Annotated in this window: 6 protein-coding genes; 5 read left to right on the forward strand and 1 reads right to left on the reverse strand. The window is 54.9% G+C overall.

The genetic code is table 11. The features are described from left to right. Window positions 1-66: 66 nt before the first annotated feature. The 5 genes from BHMPCIPO_RS24780 to BHMPCIPO_RS24800 all read left to right on the forward strand — a co-directional run bounded on the left by BHMPCIPO_RS24780 (window position 67) and on the right by BHMPCIPO_RS24800 (window position 13085). Window positions 67-1842, forward strand: coding sequence for a hypothetical protein (locus BHMPCIPO_RS24780; protein ID WP_210266642.1), 1776 nt, complete (start codon window positions 67-69; stop codon window positions 1840-1842). Window positions 1843-2050: 208 nt separating this feature from the next. Continuing rightward, entirely contained in the window at window positions 2051-3355 is a 1305-nt protein-coding gene (locus tag BHMPCIPO_RS24785) for a methylation-associated defense system protein MAD7 family protein (protein ID WP_210266643.1), read from the forward strand. A gap of 7 nt (window positions 3356-3362) precedes the next feature. Further along, on the forward strand, window positions 3363-8648 hold the full coding sequence (locus BHMPCIPO_RS24790) for an FtsK/SpoIIIE domain-containing protein (protein ID WP_173519401.1): 5286 nt from the start codon (window positions 3363-3365) through the stop codon (window positions 8646-8648). 90 nt (window positions 8649-8738) lie between these two features. Next, window positions 8739-11090, forward strand: coding sequence for a sensor histidine kinase (locus tag BHMPCIPO_RS24795; RefSeq protein ID WP_173519402.1), 2352 nt, complete (start codon window positions 8739-8741; stop codon window positions 11088-11090). A gap of 9 nt (window positions 11091-11099) precedes the next feature. Next, window positions 11100-13085, forward strand: a complete 1986-nt coding sequence (locus BHMPCIPO_RS24800; protein ID WP_173519403.1) for a hypothetical protein — start codon at window positions 11100-11102, stop codon at window positions 13083-13085. 180 nt (window positions 13086-13265) lie between these two features. On the opposite strand, the gene BHMPCIPO_RS24805 is transcribed toward BHMPCIPO_RS24800, so the two are convergent. Next, window positions 13266-14180, reverse strand: coding sequence for a helix-turn-helix domain-containing protein (locus tag BHMPCIPO_RS24805; protein WP_173519404.1), 915 nt, complete (start codon window positions 14178-14180; stop codon window positions 13266-13268). Between the last annotated feature and the right edge of the window lie 89 nt (window positions 14181-14269).

A 14269-nucleotide genomic window follows, 5' to 3' on the forward strand; every position in this document is an offset into this window, starting at 1 on the left:
AGTGGGCTGGGGGGCCGATGGGTTCGCTTCTTACGACAGTACGGACCGATCTCAAGAAATGACAATATGTACGACGAGCAGATCCGCCGCTCTGCCCGGCGATACGATGTCGAGGCTTTAGATTTCGCGCATCCGCTTGAGGTGGATCTTTTTGCGGCTGTCTCGAAATCGGCGGAACGAGCTCGCTCCATTATTTTGACTGGAACGGCGGGCGACGGAAAGAGCCGGCTCTGTGGCCGCCTGTGGACCGAACTGGGCGGAAGCTCTGACGAGTGGACTGCCAACGAGATCTATCAGGAGATCTCTTCGGAAATAGCCGGTCGCGTTCGAACTGTCGGCATCATTCGTGACCTGACGGCCCTCCCTGCCCAGGGAACTTATGGGATCTGGGAGGGTAAGAATGCTCTGCTCGCGGAGGTCAACCGAAGCTTCTTTTCGCCTGACCCAGATTGGATATTCGTCGTTGCAGCAAACGACGGGCAACTTCTCGACACATGGCGGAGGGCCGCAGAGGTTCCGCTTTCGAAGGAAAGCTACGATCTCCTCGAGACATGCCTGGTCGAAGGGAAGCCGGCCAGCCAGGGTGGCGTCGCTTTTTTCAACCTGAGCGCTGTCTCTTGCGCGAACATCATCGATTTGACGCTGGAGGCCATCGTCGCCCATCCGGGTTGGGCGGCGGCCTATGATGAGGCAGAGACGGAGGGTTTCTTTTCTGAGGCGTGCCCAATCCGGCGTAACTATGAAGTTCTATCGTCCCCACAATTCAAGTCGCGCTTGCGGCAGTTGTTTGAATTGATGGATTTGAATGAGCTTCACACGCCGATCCGGCGAGTGCTCTTATTGATCGCAAATATGTTGCTTGGTCATCCAGCAGCAAAAGATCGGCTGATGTCGCCGACCGATATCCGGCCGTTCATCCGCGCCGGACGGGCTCATCTGGCGGACATCCATCAAAATCTTTTCGGCGCGAACCTGACACCCGCTCGGCGCGAAAGCTTGGAGATTTTCGAGTTCCTGAACCGCTTTGGCATCGGGGATGAGACAACGAACAGGATCGACAATATTCTTGTATTTGGTGCGTCGGATGAAACGCTGCGCCCCTACTATGAAAGCTTGGTAGAGGGGGCGTTTTCTTCCCAAGCCCTAGATGAACTTTCTGCGCTGCGTAATGACTATCTTGAGCGTCCTGACGCTACGCAGGAAGGCGAACATCCATTCTTGACCAGCCTTCAGGCGCAACGGCGCGCCATTTTCTTTCAGATCCGCGATGACCAATCGGACGATTTGAGGCTGTGGGATCTCACAGTGTTTCGCCACGCGGGCGAATTTCTGCGAGACGTGGTTGCGCCTCTGCAAGATACTGGAAAAGCAAGCCGAGCCATAACCGCACGTCTGGTGAATGGTCTGAACAGGATCTTCACGGGGATGCTGGTGACAACCGACCGAGAGCTTTTGATCGCGGCCGGACTATCAGGTTCGGCCGCAGGCCTCAGCCAAATCCTAATCGAACGCATAAGCGTTGTCCCTCGGCGCTACGAACGCATCGAGCTCCGGAATGGGACGTTACCGACTCTAGTCGTCCAAATTGACGATGGGATCGAAGCAAGCTTGAAACTAAACCTCGTTCGCTATGAGTTCCTCATGCGAGTTGCCGGCGGCGCACTGCCGGGCAGCTTCTCCAAGGAATGTCACGAGGACATCCTCGCGTTCAAAAGCGCCATTCTGGCTGCATTCTCCCGGTCTCGCCCCCCGGCGGAAACGACTGACCTCAGCTTCAGAATCCTTGGCCTCAATGGCGAAGGCGAACCTGTGGATGATGTGATCGAGGTGAATTGTGCTTGAGACCCTACCGCCGCCTCCGCGAAACGATCATCCGCAAAATGATATGTGGATCGATGAACAGATCTGGGGCCATCGCCTATGGGACGCGACAACGCCTTGGTTGATTTTCCTAGAGTTCCTAGGTGTCGCTGAGGCAAAGGATAGGGACCGGTCCCTTCTTGACGACCAAGGAAAGCTGTATCCGCTCCGTTTTAAGCCGGCGCAGCGAATGTATATCCGAAACATCCTCTATAACAATGAGCCGATGCTACGGATCGCCGATGAGAACCTTGCCGACAGCGCTTCCTGGGACAAATGGTTGGCGGCGATGGCCACCCGCGCACAAGGCGTTCCACTTCGAGATTTCTCCTACTTGCGCAAGCGGTTCAACTCGTTCTCGGATTTCGTGGCGCTGGTGTCCATGTTGCGCGGCACCACTATCGAGAATGGGCCGAACAAACGTTGGTCGTCACGCTTCGTGTTCCCGTTTGGGCGACATGCGCTATACGAAGATCTGAGCCTGACGGCGTCTCGCGAGTACATTAACTTTGGCCTTCCAGGGGAGCTCGTTTATCAGATGCTCTGCCGCTCGTCGCGTGCGGCTGAACTGGCGCCAGAGATCGCAAAAATGCTGGATGGAGATCCTTGCGATCGTCTCCTACAACTGATGGAACCCGACTACGACGAAGACCGGTCAACGCGTGGCAACAGCTACCTGCCCTATGCTCGACACGAGACGTTTGATGATCTGGCGCAGGATTGGCTGTCCCTTCTACGTGGCCCCCTTCCCCGTTTTGACACCTACCCCCACTTAGCGGCGCTCACGGCGTTGCACCTGCTGCGTTACCAGCTGGTCGTCGCAGCGGTCCATTGCTTCTCTCCGAAACCTCACTTTATTTGTGAGATTATCGCACCCAAACGGACCCCGATCCGCGAACTGTCCATTTCGAATTTCCAGCTCAACGACACGCTACCTTCGCGAGCGGTCGATGCCTATATCGACGCGATTGGCAGGAGCGAAGAGTGGGAACGCCGACGTCTTGGCGAAACGCCGTTCCCAGATTGCAGACGTTTGCTTGTCGACCGCGTCCGATGGCCGGAGGAAGACGATTACAGCGGACAGCCTGACGAAGCCGAGCTCTTAGCCGATCTCAAAAGAGCCGCCCAGGCGCGGCATCGTAAGCATGTGGCCGCTGTTCATCGCTCATACGGCGCCGGCGCCGGACTGGTATCTCGGCGAGGGACAAGTCAGCTGCGCTATGCACCGACGGACGCACTGCTGAAGTCGCTAATACTAGCGAATGTCGAAACTCGCATGGATTACAGCGAGTTCCTGGACCTCCTTTATCGCAGGTACGGTCTCGTTATCGGTGAACGCGAGGCGGTGCAGGTGCTGTCTGACGATGAGTTTGATCGAAAATCCTTCCAAATGAACTCAGCCCGCCTCGAGCGACGGCTGAGAACGCTTGGTATGTTGCGACGTCTTTCTGACGCATGCGCTTACGTCGAAAACCCGCTTTCGGTCAGGATGTGACGACAGAATGGATATCCACGAACTGATTGGAAAAGTCGCGTGCTCGATCCTCAAGGAGGAGTTGGGAGATGTAGGTGGAGAGGCCGCCGGCACTGCCAGATTCCTGTTAGACGGTCTGAGCATTCCGCAGACACTTGCCGTCACACGCGCTGTGCTGGCCGACGTTTTCTTAGGCGAGCGCGTCGACATCAAGCTACCCCGTACTCTTTTCGACGGGCACGCATTACCTGAGGATATCTTAACTGACCGCAATGCGACGTTCTATCGGAGCGCGGATTGTGAGAAAGCGGCCTTTCTCATTACAAACGCGAGTGCGGATGAGGGACAGGCCGAAGATATGTCCCTTCATGAGGTCACGCCTATTGGAGCCGCTCAGCTGATCGAGCGGTTGCCCGCATGGGTATCTGCTGCAAGTGCGGGGCTGGCTCTAACTGATGATGCGAAGGCTTGGTGGGAGCGGTCTCTTGCGGGACTGAGCCAAGTGGGCTCTGTGGCGCTTGAGCGTTTCGCCCGCTACATTGTGGCGACCCGAGAGTCAGTGATTGACGAAGGTTACCCGATCATCGAAGCACTTGGTTACGCGCTCCCAGCGCTTCAGCTTCCCCGTGATCCGGCGGCCTTTGCCGGGATCAAGGACAAGTCCCGCCGTCATGCATCGGTTTGGAAACGCGAATACATCGGGTTGCGCCGTAAGCGCCACCCCTATCTGCTCAAGCAAAACCCGAACCAAATCGTCATCTCGGAGTCCGAACTGCGCGATGCCTTCGAAAAGGCACGAGATGTAATTCCTGAAATCGTTCACCCCGTGGTCGAGCTTTTCATCGAAAGCCGACCTGCTTGGAATTCCGGCTCTGAGGCCTTGGCGAACTGCCTTTGGGAGCACGTGAAGCCGCTCTTTGAAGGTTTGGCTAGAGAAAAGACCAACCTTGGCCAAGATACTCAACGCTTCTATTCGGAGGGGCCCGAGGACCTGCTATCAAAGGACGACGAGGAGCATCTGGAGCTTCTGGCACGAAGAAAGACGACTGCCAGCCCAGAACCTGAAGATATTGATTTCTACGAACGCCACCGTGACGAAATTAGAGAAGACCGCAAGCTTAAGTCTTCCTGGGACAAGTTCATCTATGGGCGGCCGCTGGAAACCGAGGATTTCCTATCAGGATTAGCGATGGTGATGGACACGCTGAACGCCCGTGCAGCGGTTGGTGTGGAGCGAAGGTTAACCATCCGGTGTGACTCTCTGACTAAGCGGGATCTCCGCAGCTTGAATACGGAGGCCGGCCTTTTCTTCTCGCTCAGATATGCTGGTCTGCAGAAGCTGCTGGGCACGAACGTGGCAATCGAGTTTGGCTCGTTGATGGACTATCCCACCGTGTTACGGGGGTGGCAGGATGCCAAGGACAAGTCCGCGATCAATCGATCAACTGCTAAGGCAGCGCTGCAGTTACGGTTCCAATTGGAACTCGAAACCACCGATTTCGAAGGCGGGACCTCCGTCGCCTCCGCGCAGCTCATTTGGAAGTATCGACCCGATGTTATCTCGTCGCAATTGACAGACGATTGGGACCGCTTATGCGACAACGCCTTTGTGGCGCTTCGATGTGGCCGAGAACCCGGAATGGCCGGCCGTCGGCCCGGTGCGATTGACCTTTCAGACGTAAGGACACTGGTCCCTGCTTATGACCGGGATCGGGGATCGCTCGTCCCAACCTATAGACGCGACCGTGACTTGCGTCTGATCTGGCAAGCCAATCTCAAGGCTGCGATCGAGCAGGATCTTATCGACGCGGCCGTTTCGACGACGCTCTCTGCAAGTTTCGAGTCATTCTGCGAGCGATATCAGACCGCGATCAGGTCATTTCGGATCGAGGGCGCATCTAATCCCGCGTGTCGCGATCAGGCTGCGAGCTATGCAGAGCTACTTGATCTTGTCCGGATCCTAGCCCCTGGCGATCGCAACAAGGACATGCTGTTGCGCCCCCTCCTGGAGCTGGGTCAGGCCCCAGTTGGCGACGGAGCCGCTGCCGCGATTGTTGCGCCGTGGCACCCTCTACGACTCGCGGCTATCTGGCGGAAAGCTCATCTCGTTCGAGAGGTGGTGCGCAAAATTGTCGACCGGCCCGCGGGCCTCGATGGCGATACGAAGCTATTCTTCAGAGATCTTGCTGAAGATATGCGGCACGTCTTCTATCCGGAGGTGGTTGTCTCATGGAGCGGCCGCAAACCGGAGCTCCTCTCGCTGGCGGATTATCAAGGCGACTATTCGCTTCACGAACGACCTGTGCTCGATGGAGCGGAAGGAGGAGAAACAAACGACGACGCAAAGGCCGGGACGAACTGCCTCCTTGATCTGACGCAGCGCTACTTAAACCTGCATCCTCATGAACGGGCGAATATGTCGCTTGTTCTCTATAATTGCGATTCAGCTCGTCTTCCTCAGCAGTTGGTCGACGGGCTAGGCGAACTGAACGACGACGAGGACATCAGGTGTCAGGTGATGTTGCGTCACACGGACGGGACTCGGCTTCGCGATATCTATCGATCAATTCTGACAAGTACCAGCGGCTCCGCTGAGGTACTGGCGGCTTCCGAAATCACGCAAGATTTCATGGCCAGACTACGCATAAGTGTCATCGCGGATCAGGCTCCGCCGCCAGATCCGCGTGACGGGCGGCCGTACGATATCGTTTTCAGTCAGGACGTTATTTCTCGACATGCGTCGGTCGAATGGTATCGGGAATCTGCTGATCCGGCTGATCTCGCGACGCTGTTGCCGGCGCGATGGTCGCGCCGACGCCCCGGCGCGATGGATGACTTGAAATCGAGCGTTTACTTGTGCTCACCCGTGCAAAGTCACGAAGGCTGGGCATTCCTGTCTGCAACCACAGCGTTCCTGAAAAATGACGAGGATGTACAAGACGGAAAACGACTGCTTCCTGTCCGACAGCTCGATTTCAGAGACGACCGCACAGCCCGCATTTTCGAAGAAACGCATGATTTGGGCGCATGGGTCGTCAACTTCGACGAATTGCTTGATCGTCGCCAATTGCAGAACCAGAGCGTGCGCGTCATTCGGTATAAGCAGTCCGCTACACAGGGCCGGAACGTCGTGATTTCGTCTCGTGCCCCACTCACCCTCCTTCGCGCGATGGTACGCCGGCGGCTCGAGGAACTACAGCTCGATCTTTCGCCTGAGGACATCGATGCACTCGCGGACCGCTTTATCGGTGACGCGAATGATATTTCGGGCGACATTGTGTTGCGAGCTGCAAAACGCGGTGAAGCAGCCGGTGAACTCATTGGCGTCGTCTTGAGCCGGTTCCTCGCCCGGCAGTCTCTCGGGACCGACCGCCTTGTCGGGTGGTATTTCCTTGACGACTACGCAAGTTGGCTTGGGGCCCGCGAGGAGACACAGGCCGACATTCTTGCATTGTCTCCCTCGATCGATACCAGTGGGCAATTGACTTTGCGGATCATCGTGACAGAAGCGAAGTATGTCGATGCTGTCTCCTTCCCATCGAAGCGCAAGGAATCGGAAAAGCAGCTCCGCGACACAATGCGCCGCATCATTGATGCCATGTCTGAGCCCGATCGCCTCGATCGCGAGTCATGGCTGTCTCGTTTGGGTGATCTTCTGCTAGACGGCATTCAAATCCCGGCCGCCAGCAATGTCCCTCTAGTGGACTGGCGCCGCCGGATAAGAGATGGCCTCGCCCAGATCGAGGTGGTCGGTCTAAGTCATGTCTTCGTTCCGACCGCTCTAGATGGTTCCACGGTTACAGATTTCAGCGAAGTAAGCGGCGCGCCCGCTAGTCGACAGATGATCTTCGGTCGATCAGAGCTCAAGGCTCTGATCATGGCCTACATAGCGAATGAAACCGTTGATACGCTTCTAACCTCGATCGACCCTATTTACGGCAAGGTGCCCGCGCCGCATACGCCCGGCCAGACCATCAATCCAAGATCGGATGCGCCGGGCACCCTAAGAAGAGCAACGTCCGAACGTGTCGCTGCAAGCGATGACCGCCAGCCCGCCCCTCCACCACCCGCTGAAAAGCCCGGTGAAGAGAATCCGCTTGAACCAGAAGTGACCAATATTATCTCTCCGGTGAGCAGTGTGGCAGAAATCGTCGACCGGCACCTTGACACCGGCCCGAAACAAACGGCGGCCGATGAAGAGTGGTTGGCAAACACCGCTATGATGGCTCGTAGCGCCCTTCAACAGCTTGGTCTACAAGCGAAACTGATTGACCAGAAGCTGACACCGAATTCTGCGATCCTGCGTTTCAGCGGAAGCGCAAATTTGACCGTCGAACAGGTTCTCAAGCGTCGGTCCGAGCTTCTGACGACACATCGCCTCGACGTCATCTCCGTGAGGCCAGAGCCAGGTGCTATCGCAATCTATGTCGCACGCACCCAACGGCAGGTGGTGGATATCCAAAGTCTTTGGAGCCGATGGAAGCCGACAGTTTCATCGACTGGGAACCAGAACCTAGTGATCGGAGTGCGGGAGGATGACAACGAACTTTTCGTGCTTTCCCCTAGCCAACGGCACGCGCCCCATACGTTGATCGCCGGCAGCACAGGCTCTGGAAAATCAGTGCTAATGCAATCGATCATATTGGGGATTGCAGCAACAAATGATCCACTTCACGCGAAGATCGTGCTGATCGATCCGAAACAGGGCGTCGACTATTTCGCCTTTGAAGCGCTCCCACATCTGGAGGGCGGGATTATCGACCAGCAAGAGACTGCCGTCGACCAGTTGGAACGTATGGTTTTGGAGATGGACCGGCGCTACCGGCTCTTCAAAGAAGCGCGGGTCGCTAACATCACTGCCTATAACTCCAAAGCTGCGCCCGCTGAGGTGCTGCCCACCTACTGGGTCATTCATGACGAGTTTGCGGAATGGATGCTGACGGATGACTACCGCGCAGCCGTCGCCTCGACTGTTGGGCGGCTCGGGGTTAAAGCCCGTGCGGCAGGCATCCATCTAATCTTCGCGGCTCAGCGACCTGAGGCGAATGTGATGCCTATGCAACTGCGTTCTCAGCTTGGAAACCGATTGATACTGCGCGTCGACTCCGAGGGCACCTCCGAGATTGCACTCGGAGAGCGTGGAGCCGAAAGACTGTTGGGTAAGGGCCATATGATTGTCCGAGCGGAAGGTGAGCAAGGGTTGATTTACGCGCAAGTTCCGTTCGCATCTGAGAAGTTTGTCTCTGAGGTCGTCGAAGCCATCGAGCTATCTCAGGGACAAGACATCGGAAGAGTTCGGAATGACGGACTTTAACCACGGGTTATGCTCCATAGACTACGATCCAGAAGCTTCCGCAGCGGCGGAAGGGCGACTTGTTACGCAAAATTGAGAGAAGTTGGTTCGGTGAGTTTTACATTTGAGGCGAGAACGCTCCTAGAGTTAGGCAAGGAGCTGATAAGTTCCGACGAGGTTGCCATCTATGAGCTGATCAAGAACTCAGTAGATGCCCTGTCTCCACGCGTCGAGATCCTCATCAACGTTCAGCTGACCTACTCTGATTTCAAGGAAGCGATCGCCCGCATCACAGAAGAAGGAAAATCGATCGAGGAGACTCTTGCTTTCGTGCAAAGTTGTGTCCTCGATATTGAGAACGATGGCGCGAAGGCGATGATTGAATCGCTCCGTGAAGCGCGTACAGCGGATGAATTCTGCCACTCCCTTCGTTCCAGCTATCAAGAACTGAACACTATTGAAGTTCGAGATACCGGAAGTGGCATGTCCTTGCATGATCTGAAGAATATATTTCTTCGAGTAGGAACTCGGTCGCGAAGAACTGAGAATTTGGCAGGGGCGCGAAATCTGGGAGATAAAGGTATTGGCCGTCTATCTGCAATGAGGCTTGGTGATCGGCTCCGCGTCAAAACATCAAAATCTGGCGAAGTCCATTGGAATTTTCTTGATATTGACTGGTCGTTATTTTCTCACGATAGCAAAAAAACGATCGAAGAGATCAACGTTGACCCAATTGTCTGGGAACGTAAAGAAGCTCCATCCGAGAGCGGTACGACGATCTTGATCTCAGCGCTGCAGAGTGATTGGACACTAGTTCGCTTCACTGACATTCTGCAGGGCCGCATCGCTCGCATGGTCGATCCGTTCGAGCCTGGCGCAGCAAACAAACTATTAACCGCCCGTTTCAATGGCCAACGGATTAGCATTCCGTCTATTCCCCGTGAGCTACTCGATTCCGCGCACGCCTACTGCCACGTAGAATTCGATATGATCGATGGTGAGCCGGTCGTAACCGGCTTTGTCGACTACAGATTTAGGCACAGGAGCATTCGCATTGACGAGAGAGGAGCTGGCGTTTACTCGCTCGCTCAGGAAGCCGTAAAGCGGCGCGCTAAGCGGGGACATGCAGCCTTTCGATTAGTCCCTGTTCGCCGGTCGGCCTTCGAAGCACTCGGCCGATTCACATGCGATATCTATTGGTTCAATCGCCGGGTAGTTCAGGCGGTGGCCGGTCTCACCGAGAAAATGCAAGATACACGGAGAGAAATATCGCATTGGAGCGGCGGGCCTATGCTTTACCGCTACGGCTTTCGCATTCTGCCGTACGGGGACCCGTCGAATGATTGGCTGGATTTGGATGAAAATGCCTTCGGATCTTCAGGCTTCAAGCTGAATCGGCAGCAAGTGATTGGCCGCGTCCTGCTTGAAACTTCCCACACTGCTTTGAGTGAGCAGACCAACCGGGAGGGTCTAATCCAATCCGACGCAGCAGATGCATTGCGAAAAATCCTTCTGTGGGTCGTGCATTCTGAGATGCGTGGGCTCATCAACGAAGCCGATGAAATCGAACTGATCGAACGGCGGGCTGCGGACGAAGATACGAAACTCGTGTCAGCCAGTCGGGAACGCGTCAACAATGCTCTTGAGCGAATTCGGAGAATTGTCGGAGAAAATGGAAAGGCTGAGATTGCAGATCTGAGCAAGAGTGTTTCGCAGCTCACGACGCAGTCGGCCACGCTAGTTGAGCGGATTGAGAAGGTGATCGCTGAGGCTGAAGAGGAACGTGAGAAATTTGTCTACCTAGCCGGTATCGGATTGATGACTGAGTTCATCTTCCATGAACTTGAGCGAGCGGTCGGCCATACGATGGATCTGCTGTCGGCCGGAAGTTTGCGGCAATCAACAATCGACTCGCTCCGAGAACAGCTTAAGACCCTTCATAAAAGAATTGCAGCGTTTGACGAGCTAACCGGCGAAAAGCGGCAGTCAAAAAGCAAATTCAATCTTGCGGATCTGGTTGACGACGTGTTGTCCAATCACGCGAAGGAATTTGACCGACACGGCATCACGGTACGGTTCAGCCGTCCAGAACGTCCATTCATGGTAAATGCGGTCAGAGGAATGGTCATTCAAATCCTCGAGAATATGATTGTAAACTCAGCCTATTGGCTGAAACAGCAAAAAAAGTACCAAGACCGCTTCGCTCCCCAAATAACCGTCGTTCTCGATGAGAACGAGAAAAGTCTAACGATAGAGGACAATGGTCCCGGTGTGACCGAAGATCGACGGGAGCGAATATTTCAGCCCTTCGTTACTTCCAAACCCACAGGACAGGGTCGTGGACTGGGCTTGTACATTTCGCGCGAGCTCGCAGAATATCACAAATGGAAGTTGTATATGGATTCGACAGTTGGACGCATCCGAAGTGGGCGCGTGAACATGTTTGTCCTGGACATGGGCTAGGGAAATATCATGGGACATGAAAAGCGAATTGTAGAAGCGTTCTCTGAGAATCAGATTCAGAGGGTCCTACTGATCGACGATGTCTACGACATGCCGGAGTTCGATGAGATTTCGGGCGAGCTGCTGGAATTTATGGGCAGTATCGACGGCCAGGAGGCCTGTAAGGATGCGGGCGTCAATGACGCAGATCTTGCCGACACCACTGACGCGATTGACCGAAACGATGTGGGGTCGGAAGCGGTGGCCAGCACAATGCGTGCGCTTTACGCAAAGTTTGTCGAAACTAGAGATCCGCGCTTTGATCCTGGCAAGCGCTTCGAGACACGCAAAGGTCTAACTCTGGCGTTGTTGGATCCACTTATCGCGTTGCTTCGCAAGTGCGGGGAGAATGTTGCGATCGAATTATCCGGCCTCGAAGACGGCGAAGAACGCTTCGTTCAGTTTAAACCGCAGATCGTCTTCCTTGACTACTATTTAAGTCCCGACGCGACTGGTGAGGCCCTTAAGCCGGCAGTCAAAACAAAGGCGCGGAAGGCGTCGATTCAGTTGCTCAATCGACTCTTGAAAACAAAGCCGGAAGAAGACCCTGCGGTCGTTCTGATGTCTTCCGAGGAAGTTAAGGATAAAGCTCAGAGCTTTCGGCAGGACGTTGAATCATTGGGCGAGAACGTTATCGCGCTTCGCTTCCGGTTCTTACGGAAAGGCTGGGTAGGTTTCAACGGGAACGATCTGACGATCAACAACGAGGCAGCAGACACGCTTCTCGACACTAGCCAAGGCTACGTATTCGGCCAGGTGGTCCACCGAGCTCTAAAGGAATGGAGATCCGGAGCAGAGAGTGCTTTGAGGGAAGTGCTCAAGCAGATAGGCAGTTTGGAACCGAAGGATTTTGCATACCTGTTCCGGTTCAGGCTAGCGACCGAGGGCGAGAAAATGGGCGAATATCTTGAGTGGTTATTCGGCGAAAATCTTCGCGGGGTTGTAGCTGAGACTGTGAACTGGTCGAGCGAGTCTTTCACCAGGATTGATGACTCGAAGCTGAGCAAAGGGATCGAGGGGGCCTTTGACGGCCCCTCCGTTCCAATCGCTCGGTTGTTCCATCGAGTGCGAGTTGATGAACGGCCTCAAGTCGATGGTGCCCGGCGTCGGCTTGGTGACATGTTCATCAAGCCGAGCGAGAAAAAAGTAATGGTCGTAATAACGCCGGATTGCGATTTGGTTCCCCGCGGCACTGGGCCAAAGGTGAAGCGCCTGCTTACCATGGACGGCGAGCTTCGTCCTTTTGACCAAGAGAACGCGTCCGCGGATCAGTTCATTTTTTACAAGAAGAAACCGTACAGCCTAAAATGGAATCCGAAGGCGCTTCACACGTTTCCAGTATCCGGGTCGGGGTCTCTAGGCGTCCTTAAGGGAGTTGAATATCTTGGAACACTTCGTCCGCTTTACGCTCAGGAGGTACAGCGTTTAGCTTTGACTGACCTTGCTCGCCTAGGGCTCAGTGTCGCGCCGACTATGGGCGTTGACGCTGAAATCACGGTGCACCTTCGTGTCAAGAATGGCAATGGAACTGCGACACAGATCCTAGATATGCCTGGGAGCTCAATCGCCACAGTCTTGCCTGAGCGCGGAGACTTGCAAAAAGGACATCGTGTACTTCTCCGCCGCTCTTTCATACATACTCTTGTTGAGAAGCTAAGAGAAGTTGATCCCGCTACTCTTACACCTGAAGATGCGGCCAAGCTTTCGGATTTCTTGCGAGAAAAAAATGAAGATCAAATGATCAATGGGTTCCTCATCAAAGGCGCGGCGACCAAGGAAAAAGGTCCCCTCTCGACCACCATCAAAATCGCCTCAAAACCCGATCGGGATAAAGATGCAGCTTGGCTTCAATTCACGCTTAAGCTGTCTGAAGAGGCAATGGAAGAACTGCTGAGCGTAGACCCATCAATGATGATCTCAGAGGAACTCAATGAGCCGGCGGCCGAACCCGAATAGCCCGCCGGAGAACTTTGTAGCGAAAGCCTTGCGTGTCGGAGATCAACTCTACCGTTCGAGCAGCGATGTTGCTTGTTCCCCTCGTCCTTAATAACTCGCTCAAGTAGCAACGCAAGCCCACTGCGCCCTTGATTGGTAGCCGAGAACAGCTTTTGTAAGGACGCAGCTGCGCGCTCACGCTTAGCGGCTTTTGAGGACGACCTCCCGAAGCTCGTCGAGCGTGAGCCACGGCCGCTTTGTGTGAATCATCCGGTGACAGTCGGCGCAGACGAGCGCTAGGTCTTCGAGTTGGGTCTTAGTCTCTACGGCCAGAGTATGAAGCGGCTTAGTGTGGTGCACTTCGATATAGCCTTGACCTCTTTCTCCATACTTCTCACCATAGTCAAAGTCACAGACTTCACATCGAATTCCGTGACCATCTCTCATTGCTTGCGCTTTCCGTTGTTCCACAAGCTTGCGACTCCGCTCGCGAACGCGATGAAGACGGGTTAGAACGCGGCCTTCTTCGGCCTCAGTGATCTCCGCATCATTATCGTGATCAAGGTCAGCGTCCAAAGGAAGCCTCACCGCAGCCTTGATCGCCTCGGCAACAACCGACAGACGCTCACGATCGTTGCCATATAGCTTCCAAACGACCTCCTCCAGATGGTTCCCTCGGGACAGGCCGACCTTTCCCTCAGCGGCAAATTGAGGGTCGAAACGGCGAAAGTTCATCATTTTCATATACACACCGTTCGGGTTTCTGAACGTCGCCGCTCGCTCCGTACCCAACCAAGCCGCAAGCTGGTTCAGAATCGCCGAGAGTCCAACTACCTCTGCGCTTCCTTTGCTAGGCGGTGAGGCAGGGTTGGTAAAATAGAGTTCGAGCGCAAGAGTAAGCTCATCAACACTCCAAGGCGGGTTTCGGGTGACCACACCGAGCACGTCGTCCACCGTGGTTTCGAAGAAAGTGGCAAGCCGAATAAGGGCTGCAATAGGAGGATCGACTTTTCCTGCTTCCCATCTCGCAACCGTTTGCTGAGTGGTGCCTAGCTCGTCGGCCACTTGCTGTTGCGACACGCCGCGATCTTCTCTCAATTTTTTAATGTTGGTCATTGTTGCCCCGGCCATCAACTTCACAACGTGTGTATCTCACACACTTTGCGCCGTCAAGCGGTTGTGTGTTAATAACGCATGACACGTGT

The organism is Ensifer sesbaniae (assembly GCF_013283665.1).
Taxonomy (GTDB): Bacteria; Pseudomonadota; Alphaproteobacteria; order Rhizobiales; family Rhizobiaceae; genus Ensifer; species Ensifer sesbaniae.